The organism is Psittacicella gerlachiana, from assembly GCF_003585965.1.
Classification (GTDB): domain Bacteria; phylum Pseudomonadota; class Gammaproteobacteria; order Enterobacterales; family Psittacicellaceae; genus Psittacicella; species Psittacicella gerlachiana.
This window is the reverse complement of record NZ_NRJF01000071.1, coordinates 1-15,404: the sequence shown is the minus strand read 5'-3', so window position 1 is coordinate 15,404 and position 15,404 is coordinate 1. Positions and strand designations below refer to the sequence as shown.

The 15,404-nt window shown below is 33.3% G+C and carries 12 protein-coding genes; 4 read left to right on the top strand and 8 right to left on the bottom strand.

From position 1 onward, the window contains the following. The coding region (locus CKF59_RS02965; protein WP_222985535.1) for a rod shape-determining protein at window positions 1-131 on the bottom strand (131 nt) is incomplete at its 3' end. Between the two features lie 211 nt (window positions 132-342). Next, window positions 343-3,525 carry an excinuclease ABC subunit UvrA gene (locus CKF59_RS02960; RefSeq protein WP_119534498.1) on the bottom strand — a complete coding sequence of 1,061 codons (3,183 nt, stop codon included), beginning with the start codon at window positions 3,523-3,525 and terminating at the stop codon, window positions 343-345. Window positions 3,526-3,849: 324 nt separating this feature from the next. Between CKF59_RS02960 and CKF59_RS02955 the strand changes: the two genes are divergently transcribed. Next, window positions 3,850-4,677 (top strand): single-stranded DNA-binding protein, encoded by an 828-nt coding sequence (locus CKF59_RS02955; RefSeq protein WP_119534497.1) that lies wholly within the window; start codon window positions 3,850-3,852, stop codon window positions 4,675-4,677. Window positions 4,678-4,729: 52 nt separating this feature from the next. Then, window positions 4,730-5,821 carry a single-stranded DNA-binding protein gene (locus CKF59_RS02950; RefSeq protein ID WP_119534496.1) on the top strand — a complete coding sequence of 364 codons (1,092 nt, stop codon included), beginning with the start codon at window positions 4,730-4,732 and terminating at the stop codon, window positions 5,819-5,821. Between the two features lie 54 nt (window positions 5,822-5,875). Here CKF59_RS02950 and leuD read toward each other — a convergent pair whose 3' ends face one another. The 6 genes from leuD to CKF59_RS02920 all read right to left on the bottom strand — a co-directional run bounded on the left by leuD (window position 5,876) and on the right by CKF59_RS02920 (window position 12,143). Beyond that, a complete protein-coding gene (leuD, locus tag CKF59_RS02945; RefSeq protein WP_119534495.1) occupies window positions 5,876-6,478 on the bottom strand; it encodes a 3-isopropylmalate dehydratase small subunit in 603 nt (200 codons plus the stop codon). A gap of 9 nt (window positions 6,479-6,487) precedes the next feature. Beyond that, complete coding sequence (gene leuC / locus CKF59_RS02940; protein ID WP_119534494.1) at window positions 6,488-7,894, bottom strand: 3-isopropylmalate dehydratase large subunit; 1,407 nt, start codon at window positions 7,892-7,894, stop codon at window positions 6,488-6,490. Between the two features lie 41 nt (window positions 7,895-7,935). After that, entirely contained in the window at window positions 7,936-8,982 is a 1,047-nt protein-coding gene (gene leuB, locus CKF59_RS02935; RefSeq protein ID WP_119534493.1) for a 3-isopropylmalate dehydrogenase, read from the bottom strand. Continuing rightward, window positions 8,975-10,519, bottom strand: coding sequence for a 2-isopropylmalate synthase (gene leuA, locus CKF59_RS02930; RefSeq protein ID WP_119534492.1), 1,545 nt, complete (start codon window positions 10,517-10,519; stop codon window positions 8,975-8,977). The genes leuB and leuA overlap by 8 nt, the downstream gene beginning before the upstream one ends. A gap of 305 nt (window positions 10,520-10,824) precedes the next feature. Continuing rightward, on the bottom strand, window positions 10,825-11,175 hold the full coding sequence (locus CKF59_RS02925) for a DUF5389 family protein (RefSeq protein WP_119534491.1): 351 nt from the start codon (window positions 11,173-11,175) through the stop codon (window positions 10,825-10,827). Window positions 11,176-11,180: 5 nt separating this feature from the next. Then, on the bottom strand, window positions 11,181-12,143 hold the full coding sequence (locus CKF59_RS02920) for a UbiA family prenyltransferase (RefSeq protein ID WP_119534490.1): 963 nt from the start codon (window positions 12,141-12,143) through the stop codon (window positions 11,181-11,183). Window positions 12,144-12,458: 315 nt separating this feature from the next. Here CKF59_RS02920 and CKF59_RS02915 point away from each other — a divergent pair, with 315 nt between their 5' ends. Together CKF59_RS02915 and glmS are read left to right on the top strand one after the other, a co-directional pair. Further along, the gene (locus CKF59_RS02915) at window positions 12,459-13,406 is read left to right on the top strand and encodes a DeoR/GlpR family DNA-binding transcription regulator (RefSeq protein ID WP_119534489.1); all 948 of its coding nucleotides are present in this window, start codon (window positions 12,459-12,461) and stop codon (window positions 13,404-13,406) included. Between the two features lie 27 nt (window positions 13,407-13,433). Continuing rightward, a complete protein-coding gene (glmS, locus tag CKF59_RS02910; protein WP_119534488.1) occupies window positions 13,434-15,353 on the top strand; it encodes a glutamine--fructose-6-phosphate transaminase (isomerizing) in 1,920 nt (639 codons plus the stop codon). Window positions 15,354-15,404 lie beyond the last annotated feature (51 nt).

Sequence of the window (15,404 nt, the reverse complement as noted above, 5' to 3'; positions counted from 1 at the left end):
TCACGACGTACTGCTACTACTGAAGGTTCATCTAATACTATTCCCTTATCGCGAACATAGATTAAAGTATTTGCTGTACCTAGATCTATAGCAATATCATTTGAAAACATTCCAAAGATTTTCTTAAACATTTATTTTCCAGATTATCAAAGATTAATTGTTAAATTGTATTTAACAGAATTTATTAAAGGTAAAACTTATAGCAGTTACTCAACATTTGTCAATGCCTTGGCATGATAAAGGCATAAAGTGAGTATTATTAATTTTATCAGGGATATTATAGCAAAAAGAGAAAGTACATGCTTATAAATCAATATTTCCAATTTATTTCTCGTAATAAAATTAAAAGCTATAAGATTCTTGAAGTAATTGCTGCATATTATGATGGTACTTAGATATTTCCTGCATAATATGAGTTTGGTTTTTAGTTTTATTCTCTAAGATTTCGTCAATATACCCTGAGAACACTACTTTACCACCTTTTTCGGCTGCTCCTGGTCCAAATTCAACGAGGTAGTCGCAATTGTAGATGAGATCTATATTGTGCTCAATCACGATAATTGTATGTCCTTGGTCTTTTAATTCAATTAAGAAATCTAATAAGGATTGGATATCATCAAAATGTAAACCAGTAGAAGGTTCATCAATAATAATTAAACATTCTTGATCTTGAGGAGTACGACTAAGCTTACTATGAGAAATTTCAGTAATGAGGTAGAGTCTTTGAATTTCTCCTCCCGAAATTTCGTTAACTTGTCTTCCTAAAGTTAAATGCCCAAGACGAAAGCGTTTTAAGTAAGCAAGACGAATAATTATATCTTTAAGACAGGTAGAAGGATAATTCTTATGATACTTAACTAAAAAATCATAGGCTTGATCTACCGTAAGTTTATGAAAGTCTGCAATATTATATTTTACGCTACTATTTTTATCATAAGCTAAATATTGTGATAAAACATATGGGGCAAATCCTGAACCATTACATTCAAAGCAAGTTACTTTTTCATTGACCCCTTTATCTATTTCGATATTTAGATATTTACGTCCTTGACATTCAGAACACTTATTTGGACGATTATTCTTTTTAATTAAGAAGTCTTGAGGTTCAAGAGTAATAAACTTGCCTTTGCCTGTTCCTAATTGGTTACGCATATTAATTTGCGAACTATCTGCAAAGATTTGAGCAAGATTTTCATTGATACCAATATATGAAATAATCTCTTTATCAAGATCTTTTTTTGCTAGACTTTGTTTGGTAAAAAGAACTCGTGAAAACTTTTTCAGTTTTGCTCCTTGCTCTAAACCTATACCAAGAATTTTTTCGAGTTTATATTTTTTCTTAAACTCTTTAGGTAAACTACTTCCTTTAAGACTAGAGCTTTTGAGTTTTAAGCTAGCAGAGGTAGCGGCATAGAGAATGCGCGAAGCAAAAATAGATTTACCTGATCCTGAAACTCCTGTAATTACATTTAAAGCGTTACGGATAAAAGTAACCTTTTCTTGTTTAAAGTAGCCAACAGAAACCTGATCATAAAGAATTTTAGTTTTATTCTTGATTCGTTGTCTACGATGTTCAAGAGAAAAAAGATTTTTTAGATTTATTTTGAGATTTTTTGCGTACTCCGTAATTTTATTTAAATCAGGTACGGTAGAAGAGGTATAGTCTGTATTTACAAGAATAGATTTTAAACTGTCTTGGTCAATAAGAGTTTTTATTTTTTCTAACTGTTGGTTATAGAAATTATTATTTATTTCCGCAAAAATTTGAGAAATTGGGGTTTTATAGTTTAAGTAATTTACTAAAGGTAAACTGGTCTTGAGCAGATTTTCTTTTGTTCCCGTAAAGAGTATTTTACCATTACTTAAATCGATAATTTCATTTGCATGTAAAATAAAATCACGATCGTGTTCGACCACAATAACCGAATTCCCACGGGCAACAACTAATTTTAATTTATTAATTAGTTTTTGGTTATCAATTGGGTGTAAACCTATAGATGGTTCATCTAGAATATAAGTAACCCCAGTTGTTTGATTACTGAGAATTTTACTTAGCTGAATCCTTTGAATTTCTCCACCAGATAGGGTATGAACTTTTCTTACGAGGCTTAAATAACCGAGATTTAAATCAATTAAGTGCTCAATTTGTTTAAGAACTTCGTGAATTAAAGCAACTTTAAAAGTCTGATTATCTACACTATTACTTAAAATATAATCTTGAGAGCTTGGAATTTTCAGCTCTTCTTGTTTTAAGTAAGTTAAGAAAAAGTCATATACTTTATGCAAAGGATCATTGAAGAGATCTGCGTAAGCGTAATTATTAATTTTTGCTTGCGTTAAAAAGGTAGACAATCCTGTTCCCGCACATAGAGAACAATATTCTTCTAAGCTATCTTCCTCTTGAGTTTTTAATCCTGAACCTTTACAATCAGGACATTTATTTTTGCCAAAAGTAGAAAAACTATTTTGCGAACTTAAATCAAAAATTTGTTGACTTGAACCAGTACTAACGAGATTTTGTAAAGAATAAGAAGTAATCTCTTGAGTGATAGGAGAGTAGATTCCTATTTGTGGTGGATAGATTACTCTTAAAGCTACTTGATTAGTACTTGAGTAGTTAAATGAGTCTTGAGACGTTAGACCAAGTTTATTTAAATCTGTATTTATACCAGCATGCTTATTAAAGAACTCTTGAAAGAAGTCTTCTTCATCTTTTACCGCTCGATCATATTCTTTATCAAACTCAAGATTAAAACTATCATCAAGTTGTTGACTATCTTTAAACTGATAAAAAGAGATATCTATACTATTAATCGAATAGTCTAAATCTTCAAGTTCCTCTTCAAGATCAAAAAAGTCTAAAACAATACTTTTATTAACAATAATTGTATCTGGCTCAACGGGAAAGTTAGTGCGAATTGCCTTGAAGATTGTTTTATTCCTTTGCGTAATTTCAGCCGGAGTTAAGGAAGTTGAGGCAGGAAAATCAAGATTTTCTAATCCTGGGATCAGAGCCAAATGAATAGGAGTAGTTACATGAAAACGATATCTATAACCTAATCCTCCTCTTTTGGTCGCATTTTGTAAAATTTCAGGTGCAGGCGTAGGAAGCGAGGTAATAATCTTCTTGATATCTGATTTAGTAAATGCTTTATCTACTTGCTCTGAAAAAGAGGCATACTGCGAAAAAAGTACATTTATCGGGGCTTCAATACCTAGAAATTGGTTAATGTTTGCTCGTTTATTATTATGCGGAATGCGTTGACTTAAGTATTGAATGGGGGTTAATCCATTTACCTTAAGAATTTTATTTTGTTTATAGTATTGCGAAAAGTTGAAAATATTATTTGCGTGATTCAAGTTAAGCATCATTTGTGATTGAGCCACTAAAATATCACGAATTAAGGTAGTTTTACCACTCCCTGACGATCCGGTAATAACTACAAATTTATTAAGAGGAATTGTTAACTCTGGAATTTGTAAATTATGTAAATAAGCATTTTGAATGCGAATAAATTTTTCCATATCAAGATATGTAGGTCGTTAAAATATTGCTGTGAAAATTGTATTAAAAATCAGTTGTTTGCTTTTAGTTGTTTTCTTTATCTAATAATCATACTTTAGTTTTATCTATGAGATAATTATTATAGAGTAATTTTGCTCAGTTAGAGTTCATTTATTAATAATATATTCTAAACCATTGATATGGTTTGTTTAAATGTAATCGATTTAAATTAACGGAAGAATAAAGAAAATAACGAAACTTATAATTTAAACGGAAAAATTTAAACGGATATAAAGTAATAATGAATAATCGTCACATTTTTTATTAATCAAAAGGAGCTCATAATGGCATTATATTTAAATCGTGTTACATTAATTGGTAATTTGGGGCAAGATCCACAAATTATTAATGGTCAAGGATATACACTTTATTCTTTTTCAGTAGCGACCTCACGTGGGTACAAAGACAATAATACTGGAGAATGGGTGAACATTACCGATTGGCATCGTTGTTCATTATTTGTGACCAACAACACTCCTGCTAATTTAGTGCAAGCGGTACAGAATTTACGTAAAGGCGCATATGTATATGTTGAAGGTTCTTTACGTAATCGTAAGTATACCGACCAAGCGACTAATACCGAACGTACAGCGATTGATATTTCAGTTGAATCGCTAAATATTTTAGAAAGACAAAGCACAAGTGGTAATTTTGGCAATAACCAAAACTTTGGCAATCAAGGATTTGGTAATAATAACCAAGGATTTGGTAATAATAACCAAGGATTTGCGAATAATCAAAATTTCCAAAATGGTTATGGTAATAATGCAAATGCAGGTAACAATTTTGCTAATAACCAAAATAGCTTCAATCATAGCGGTTTTAATAATAAACCAACAGGTAGCTTTGGTAATAATGGGCAGAGTAATTTTGCTAATGCTAATGCTAATGCACAAAATACTTTTGCCAATAATAACCAAGCTTCAAGTGTAACTTGGGGAAATAATCAAGCGAGCAGTTTTAATAATAACTCTTCTAATAATGATTCTCCATATGATCATTTTGCTAACACTAACACTTCATTCAAAAAGGATGTAAGTGAAGGAGAAGCAAATAAAAAAGAAGATAAAGCTCCTGTTGATAATGTAAGTAATGAGGATATTCCTTTTTAAATAAAGTGACAAGACTCAAAAAATAATTGCAAATAAATTAACATGAGGATTTATGGCACTCTATTTAAATAAAGTATATCTAATCGGTAACCTTGGGCGAGATCCTGAGTTTTATCAATCAAGACATGGTGAGTTCACTGCTTTTTCTATTGCGACTTCAACCTTTTGGCTAGATAGAAACACTAATGAATGGCAAAGTAATACTGATTGGCATCGTATAGTGTGCTATAACGAGCGAGGGGTAAGAGTAGCTCATACTTTAGAAAAAGGAGCTTTAGTATTTATTGAAGGAAGTATTCGTACGAGAAAGTATTTGGATAAAAATACCAATACTGAACGCATTTCGATTGAGATCCAAGCTGAAACCGTACAAGCTTTAATCCGTTTACCAAGAACGGAAAACGGGCAGTATGATCAGTACGATCAGCAGATGTATAACAATGGTTGGAATGGGTATAATCAGGATTTTGCAAATAATACTCCTCCAAATAATATGTACGATCAATCAAGAGGAAATAATTACTCTCGTTCACCAAGTTATGGCAATAGTTATAACAATCCTCCTCGAGGTATTAATAATCAAGGCGGAACTGGAAATGTAAATAATTATAATCGACATTATCCTGACGAAAGCCAAGGTAATTATTATAATCAAGCTCAAGCAGGCTATGCTTCGAATCAAGGTTACGGTCAATCCCGAAATTATAATAATTCTCCATATGAGAATCAGAATTTTGGTAGACAAAATTATAACCAACAAGGATATAATACAAGAAATAATGAGTCTACCAATTCGGGTTTTGCTACCCAAACTTCGTATTCTCCTTATGAAAACATGCAAGGCAAAATTTCTCAAGAAAGTTATGAGCAAGCAAGTAGGCAAGGAACTTCGCAAGTAGCTGATTCTAAAGTTGAAGCGAGTAAGTTTGGCAACAGTAGCTTTAATAAAGATTCTCAAGCGGACAAAGAGCCTACAGTAGAAAAAAATCAGAAAGGAATTGAAGATTTTCTAGATAAAGATTTACTTAATAATAGTGAAGAGAAAAACTCTCAAAACTCCTTAATTACAAGTAATTCTTTTAGTAAAAATAAAGAGGTTAGTTCTGAAGTAACCTCTATAAGTGAAGATGAGCTTCCATTCTAATTTAAATAGTTGATACCTCCTTTTTTAAGGAGGTATCAATGTTTTTATAAGAATTTAATTAAAAAATGTCGGAACTTGATTTTCGTAGGTTTCAATTGCTTCTTGATGCTCAAGTGTTAGAGCTATATCATCAAGTCCATGGATTAAGCAGTGTTTAGCAAAGCTGTTGATATGAAATTGATAAAGTTTATTTCCAACTTTTACATATTGTTCACTTAAATCTACTTCTATTTCTTGTACAGGATTTTTTGCTACCCATTGAAAAATTTCTTCAATTTCAGCTTCTTCTAGAGTAATAGGTAGTAATTTATTACTTAAACAATTATTGTAAAAGATATCAGCAAAGCTAGGAGCTAATAATACTTTGATGCCATAATCGGCAATTGCCCAAGGAGCGTGTTCACGTGAAGAACCACAACCTAGGTTCTTTCTTGTGAGGAGAATATTTGCTCCCTGACATTCGGGAAAATTGAGAACAAAATCTGGATTAGGGATAGTTTCTTGTTCATCTAAGTAGCGCCATTGATGAAATAAGTGTTTACCAAATCCTTTACGAGTTACAGTTTGTAAAAATTGTTTGGGAATAATTGCATCTGTGTCAATATTAGCTATATCTAAAGGAATAACTTTTCCCGTATGTTTAATAAATAGTTCCATAAACTGCTCCTAGAGTAATTCTATTTCTCGAATATCAGTAAACTTACCAAAAACCGCAGCGGCCGCTGCCATAGCTGGACTCACAAGGTGAGTACGACCATTTCTTCCTTGACGTCCTTCAAAGTTTCGATTTGAGGTTGAAGCACAACGTTCAAATTCATTTAAACGATCATCATTCATGGCTAAACACATAGAACAGCCTGGTAAACGCCAAGAAAATCCTGCCTTAATAAATATTTTATCAAGTCCTTCTTTTTCAGCTTGCTCTTTGACTAATCCTGATCCAGGAACAACTAAAGCTTCGACGCCGGTAGCTACTTTACGTCCTTTGACAATTGCTGCAGCTTCTCTTAAGTCTTCAATTCTCGAATTTGTACAAGAACCAATAAATACTTTATCTACATTAATTTCACTGAGGAAGGTTTTAGCAGATAACCCCATATACTTTAAAGCTTTTTCTGCTGATTGACGGGTAATCAGATTGTTCATGAGATTTGGATCTGGAATCTGTTGATCTATAGCAACAACTTGTCCAGGGTTAGTTCCCCAAGTTACTTGAGGGGCTATATCTTTTGCTTCAATAATTATTTGAGCATCAAACTCTGCATCTTTATCACTATAAAGAGTTAGCCAGTAACTCATAGCTTGATCCCATAACTCACCTTTAGGAGCATAAGGTTTGTCTTTTAGATAATTAAACGTAGTTTGGTCTGGAGCAATAATTCCAGCTTTAGCTCCCATCTCAATTGCCATATTACATACGGTCATTCTTCCTTCCATAGATAAATCACTAATTGCTTGTCCACAGAACTCGACCACATGTCCAGTTGCTCCTGACATAGTTAACTTACCAATAATTGCTAAAACAATATCCTTTGCTGTAATGCCTGGACAAACTTTGCCTCTGACTTCAATTTTCATGGTTTTAGCTCTATTTTGTTTTAAAGTTTGCGTCGCTAAAACATGTTCAACTTCAGAAGTACCTATCCCAAAAGCAAGAGCCCCAAAAGCTCCATGGGTAGAAGTGTGGGAATCTCCACAAACTACAGTCATCCCAGGGAGCGTTAATCCCTGCTCTGGAGCAACAACATGAATAATTCCTTGTTTTTTATTTTGGAGATTATAGAGAGAAATATTATTCTCTTTACAGTTTTTTTCTAACTCTTGAACTTGAATAAATGCTTGTTCCCCACAAGCCTTTGGATCTCGACTTTGCGTAGAAATACTATGATCCATAGTTGCAAAGGTTTTATGAGGTTGTCTTACTTTACGCTGAGAAGCTTTTAGCCCGGCAAAGGCTTGAGGTGAAGTAACCTCGTGCATTAAGTGACGATCTATATAAATAATCGGGGTTTTTCCTGGTTCTTCAAAAATTACATGTGCATCAAATAGTTTTTCATAAAGGGTTTTTCCCATAAGTAACTCTCTCTATTTTTTATAAGCCAAATCAATTTTGATTAAATATTTGAGGCAATAATATCGCCTATTTGGGAGGTAGAATAATTACCACCTAGATCTACAGTTCGATAATTTTCTAAAGTTTTTAGTACAGCATTCTCTATAGCTAAAGTAGCTTCTTCTAGGTTAAAGCTGTGTCTGAGCATTAAAGCGGTCGATAGAATTTGGGCAATAGGATTGGCAATATTTTTTCCTGCAATATCAGGAGCAGAGCCTCCTGCAGGTTCATATAAACCAAAGCCATGTTCATTTAAGCTTGCAGATGGAAGCATTCCCATAGACCCAGTTAACATGGCACACTCATCGGAGAGAATATCTCCAAAGAGGTTAGAACATAAAACCACATCAAAGCTACTAGGTTGTTTAATTAATTGCATAGTTGCATTATCTATATACATGTGTTCTAGTTCTACTTGGGGATATGCTTTGCTAATTTGATTAACTGTATCTCGCCACAGCATAGAACTCATAAGAACGTTTGCCTTATCTATGGAAGTTACCTTAGATTTTCTTTTGCATGCAGCCTGAAAGGCTAAGTGAGTAATACGTTCGATTTCATGGCGATAGTAAACTTCAGTATCAAAGGCTTTATCTTCTTCCCGTCCTTTAGGTTGTCCAAAATAAATCCCACTTGTTAGTTCACGTACAACTAAAATATCAAACCCCTTATCGGCAATATCAGCTCTAAGAGGACAAAATCTTTCTAATCCTTTATATAAAGTTGCAGGTCTTAAATTAGCAAAGAGGTTAAAATGTTTTCTTAAAGGTAATAAAGCTCCTCGTTCAGGCTGTTGTTCTGGTGGGAGATGAGACCATTGAGGACCGCCTACCGAACCAAACAAAATAGCTTGTGCTTGTTCACAACCTCTTAAGGTGGTTTCTGGTAAAGGAGTACCTGTTGCTTCAATAGCTGCACCTCCTACAAGGTAAGATTTACACTCGAACTCTAAATTAAATTTTTTCTCTACCGCTTTTAATACCTTTAAAGCTTGTTCCATTACTTCAGGACCTATGCCATCACCAGGAAGAACTGCAATTTTATACATAATGTTTTCTTAACTCCTGTACTTTCATTTGACGATAAATCGCATTTATAGCGTTAATAAGTGCTAAAGTTGAAGATTCTATAATATCTGTAGCTAAGCCTACCCCATGATATTTACGATTTTGATAGGATATAATGATATCTACTTGTCCTAGAGCTTGAGTCCCCGACCCTTTAGCGGCAATTTTATAATCGAGCATAGTAAAATCTAATTGAGTTATTTCAGCTATAGCTTGATATGTAGCATCCACGGGACCATTGCTACTCATCCCTACTTTTTGGATATTTTGATTATCAACTTTTAATTCAACAAATGAAGTTGCTGGATAATCATTGATAGCATGAGTACTAAGCTTAACTAGTTGTACGGTTTCATTTTCCTCTTTTTGCATATCAATAAAGGCTAGAGCTTCGAGATCATAATCAAAGACCTGTCCTTTTTTATCAGCTAATTTTAGAAAGTTTTGGTATAGCTTATCTAAGTGATATTCGTGATCTTTATAGCCAAGATCTTGCATATGTTGTTTTACGGCTGCTCTTCCTGAGCGTGCAGTAAGATTGAGTTTTTCTTGTTTTAAGCCGATACTTTCAGGGCTTAGAATTTCGTAAGTATTTTTGTTTTTGAGCATCCCATCTTGATGGATTCCTGAAGAGTGAGCAAAGGCATTTTTTCCAACTATAGCTTTATTAGCTTGAATTGGCATATTGCAAAGTTGGCTTACCATTTGACTGACACGATAAATTTCAGGAGTAATTATATCTGTATGCACGCCAAGAATATTCTCTCGAGTTTTAATTGCCATCACTACTTCTTCGAGGGCGGTATTTCCTGCTCTTTCACCAATTCCATTCATGGTACATTCAATTTGACGAGCTCCTTTTTGTACGGCCGCTAGAGAGTTGGCGGTAGCCATGCCAAGATCATTATGACAATGTACAGAGATTACTGCTTTATCTATGTTAGGAACTCTATTACGAACTTGTTCAATAATTGAAGCAAATTCACTTGGTAAAGTATAGCCAACCGTGTCGGGGATATTTATGGTCGTTGCTCCAGCATCTATGGCAGTTTCAACAATACGGCAAATATTATCGATTCCTGTACGTCCTGCATCTTCGCATGAAAATTCAACATCATCTGTATAGTTTCGAGCATGTTTAACCGCATTTCTTGCCATTTCGACAATTTGCTCGAAAGATTTTTTTAATTTATTCTCCACATGCAGATGAGAAGTGGCGATAAAAGTATGTATCCTAAAATCTTGAGCTACTTTGAGAGCTTGATAAGCTGCATCTATATCTTGAGGAATAGCACGGGCTAAGGCACAAACTTTAGACTTTGTTAGGTTTTTGGCAATGGTTTGTACCGAGTTAAAGTCTCCTTGAGAAGATACGGGAAAACCTACTTCCATAATATCTACACCAAGACTTTCTAAAGCGAGAGCTATTTGTAATTTTTCTTTAACTGAAAGACTTGCAAGAAGAGCTTGTTCTCCATCTCTTAGTGTTGTATCAAAAATAATAATTTTATCTGACATAAAGTTCCTTAGGCTTTTTATGTTTTTTAGATGCAAAAAGACCTCGCACACTTGTGCGAGGTCTTAAAGGAAGTTGTTTGAGAATTTTTACGTACGACCAAGCGGCACAAATGTCAATTTGTGATAGCTAAGTCTAATAATAAAAATGCACAAACAAAAAACATAAAAATAACCTATAAAATAAAATGTTGAAAATAAACCAAATCAATAAAGTATTTTTATATTAGCAAAGAAAAATTTTCTTTGCAAGAAGAAAAATATAAAATTATCCCTGCTAAATTTTTTAGCAGGGATTGTCAAAATCTTTATTGAATGAGGAAAATTAAGAAGCCTAAGCAGAGAATTAACTCGATAATAATCGCACTAATTAGTACTCTAAAGCCTAGTTTTTGATTCTTTTTCCAAATAGCACTAAAAATCCACACGAGAATAAAAATAGGTAAAGGATATATCCAAATTGAAATATCTACTATTCTCATTAAAGTCTCTTGACCTTGTGGAGCTTCATTTAAAGAAGCTGAGAGAAGCATAAGTAAAGGGTAAAAGAAGATAGGAAAACAAAAAACTAAATTTAATACATGAAGCATATTAATTTTAGGTAGTTTATCTCTATATTCACGACTTAATTCAGGTTGAGTTTTTTGTGGTTCGGTCATAATAGTTATTGATTATTTTGTAGATCTTCGGGATTGGTTACTACTTGAGTTTCCGGTTGACTCACTATAGGTTGAGATAAATTTAGATTTTCTTGATATTTATGAGCTTGCATTCCGATTAAACCTAAAGCTAAGGCCCATAAAGTTATCCAACCAATCTGAATATTTTGCATAAATGCTTTAAATCCGGTTTCTCCTACAAAGCGGTCTACGGCAAAGTAATGATAGATAAACCAAAGAAGATTTATACCCAAGCCTACATAAAATAGATAGCTAAATGAATTTAGGAAGCCTAGAATTGTAAGTAGGGCTAAGTAGACAAAATTAAAACTAAAAACGATAAAATTAACTTTTTTACCGAAAGTAATCGCTGAAGTATAAATTTTACCCGACTTTAAATCATCGTCCATATCGGCAATAGCATATTGAGTATCATAAGCTATGGTCCAAGCGACATTAGCAAAAAATAGTAACAGAGCATTTAAGTCGGTAAAAGGATTTACCCCATAGTTTGCATAGACCATAGGGATAGGCATAGAGAAAGCTAAGCCTAAAAATAGTTGTGGAATCGCAAAAAATCTTTTTGATAATGGGTAGATTACCATGAGAATTATGCATAATCCAGCCCAAACGTAGGTTTTTACTGGTAAAAAGTAAAGTAAAACTAGTCCAAAAACCGCTAAAAAGCTAAATAGAATTAAGGCACTAAAAACAGAAATCTCTTTATTAGCTAAAGGTCTATTTTTAGTTCTTTCTACTTGATTATCGATTTTTCGATCGGCAATATCATTAAGAATACAACCTGCAGCTCGAGTGATAATTACTCCGAGAGTAAAGATAACCGCACTTTTGATATCAGGAATTCCATCTGTAGCCATAAGCAAAGCCATGAGAGTAGGAAAGAGCAAGAGCAAAGTGCCTACAGGTTTATCAAAACGCATTAAGCGAATGTAAGGATTTTGTATCATATCTTAAAGGTAACTTTTATTGATTTCTGCACATATTATAGCATTAAATCTATATTGAGTTAGGAGTATAGATAGGGCAAAATTTTTATAGTTGAGAAATTATTGATAATGTTAATGCTCATTTAGTTTTATATATTTTGATCATATTTGATCAAATGAAGCGAAAATAAGAAAAAATTGAACTTTGACGAGAATAAAATTCTTGGAGTATCCTAAAAATGAAATATAATAGATCAGGATTAAATCAAAAAATGATAACTTATCATTTTTTTGATCATTAATACCAAAGTCAACGTAACTTTTAAGGACTGCTTTATGAGGAAAAAAGTTTTAAGACAGGCAGTTATTGTTAAATCTATAAATGAAAATTCATATTTATCAGTAGAAGATTTACAAAAATTATTAAATGTTTCACAAATTACCATTCGCAGAGACCTAGCTGAACTAGAAAAGAAAAAACTTATTGTTCGTAAGTTAGGAGGAGCTGTTTCTGCAAAAGGTGCAGTAAATGATCATAGCTCTTTAACAAAATTTGAAGATGAAATAAGTTCTGAAATAGATCTCCGAGGCATAGATACTATTGACGATATTTTAAAGATCAAAGGAATTAAGACTTTAAACGAAGAAAGTTATGATGACAGTCATGTTCATGATTCTTTTGATCATGCTACGAGAAGTGAAGAAGAATTAAGAGATTTATCTTATAGATGTAAATTAGCTATTGCTAAACAAGCTGCGAGCTTGATTCATCATAACTCACGGGTAGCTATAGACTCAGGCTCGACAACTGCGGAATTAGTGAGGTTTTTAGATAATAAAAAACGCTTGTTAATTATGACCAATAGTTTAAATATTGGTTTTGAGTTATCGAAATTACCAGAGGAAAGTCGTCCAAATATTATTCTTACGGGGGGATTACTTGATTCTCATTCTGAGTCTTTATACTCTAAAAGTATGATTCCTGCGTTAAAAGAATATAGTTTAGATATTTGTTTTGTCGGAGCCGATGGCTTTAGTGATAAAGGGACTACCACCAAGTTTGAAAGACCATCGTTTACTAAAGTAATGTCGGATATTTCTCGTTTTACGGTAGTTCTTATAGAATCTGCAAAAATTACCAATCGTCAACCAAACGATGAACTTAATTGGGAAGATATAGATTTAGTAATAACAGACTCATTAATTCCACGGAAAGTAAGAAAAAGTTTAATGAAAACCGTGGAAGTTATTGCAGCTGATATAGATGATCTCCCTTTTAAATAGAATTTAAGATAGGATACTTAATTTATTATGTGTGGAATAGTAGGAGCTGTCGCACAGCAAAATGTTATTCAATTATTATTAGAAGGTTTAAAGCGTTTAGAGTATCGTGGTTATGACTCAGCAGGAGTTGCTATTGTAAATAACCAAGGTGAACTAATTCGTGTACGTTGTTTAGGAAAAGTACAAGAGTTAGAAAATGAAGTAGAACGTTTATATCCTAAATTAGAAGCCAAGATAGGAATTACCCATACGCGTTGGGCTACGCATGGTTCACCTTCGGAAATTAATGCTCACCCTCATGCTTCAGGATCAATTGTTGTCGTGCATAATGGGATTATTGAAAACCATGAGCAGTTACGTAACTTTTTAAAAAGCAAAGATTATGAATTTAAATCACAAACAGATACTGAAGTGGTTGCTCATCTTGTAAACTTCTTTAAATTCCATCAAGACCGTTTAGCTCCTGAGTTTGGAAGTAAAGTTCTTGAGAAATTAGAAAGTAACTTTGCTCAAGAGTTACAATTAGCCGAAGTAGACCTCCTCACCGCAGTAAAAATGACTGTATGTGTAATTGAAGGTGCATATGGCTTAGCAATTATGGATTCTCGTGATCCTACGACTCTAATTGGAGCAAGACTAGGTTCTCCTCTTGTAGTAGGTTACGGAGAAGAAGGGAATTATCTTGCTTCAGATCAATTAGCTTTAATTGATAAGACTCGTAAATTTACTTTCTTAGAAGAAGGAGATTTAGTGTTATTAACTACCAATCAGGTTAAAATCTTTGATTTAAACTTTAATCCTGTTGAAAGAGAAGTAGTTAATTCAACTATGCAAGTAGGGGTAATTGATAAAGGTGAATATGATTCTTTTATGTTAAAAGAAATTTTTGAGCAACCTCAATCAATTATAGATTCTATTGAAGGTCGTATCGTTGCTGATCATGTTCTACCTAATGCTATAGGTCCACGTGCCGAAGAACTCTTAAAACAAGTTGAACATATAGTTATTATTGCTTGTGGGACTTCTTATCATTCAGGATTAGTGGCAAAATATTGGTTAGAAGATATTGCTGGCATTAGCTGTGATGTAGAAATTGCTTCAGAATATCGTTATCGTAATACGGTTACTAGACCTAACTCGCTAATTATTACTATGTCTCAATCTGGAGAAACTGCAGATACTTTAGCTGCTTTACGTAAAGCTAAAGCAAGTGGTTTTTTAGGATCTATGACAATTTGTAATGTTCCATCTTCATCGATTGTGCGTGAATCGGATTTAAGTTATATTACCCGTTGTGGAATCGAGATTGGGGTAGCTTCAACTAAAGCCTTTACTGCTCAATTAGTATTACTATTAATGTTTACTTCAGCTTTAGCTAGAGTGAAAGGTAAGTTAACTCCTGAGTTAGGGAAAAGAATTGTTGAAGGAATTACTGCTCTTCCACGTCAAATTGATAGCTATCTACAAAATCATCATGAGATAGAAGAACTAGCAAAAGTTTTAGCAAATCACCATAGTGTAATTTACTTAGGTCGTGATACCATGTATCCAATTGCTAAAGAAGGGGATTTAAAATTAAAAGAGCTTTCTTATATTCACTCTGAAGCTTTTGCTGGTGGGGAGCTTAAACATGGACCTTTAGCTTTAGTAGATGAAAAGATGCCAATTATTGCTTTAGCTCCAACAGATAATTTAAGCGATAAAATGAAGTCAAATATTGAGGAAGTATTAAGTCGTGGTGGACAGACTTATGTTTTTTCAGATGATGCTTATTTATTAAGTCCGCGTGCGAATTTAAAAATTCTCCCAATGCCAACTTTAGATCCTATAGTTGCTCCGATTTTATATGTTTTACCTTTACAATTATTAGCTTATTATGTTGCAAAAAATAAAGGTTGTGATGTAGATAAGCCTCGTAATTTAGCAAAATCAGTAACTGTAGAATAACAAAATAAAAAGTAGCTTTCGAGAGTAAAGAACTTTTGAGAGCTACTTTAT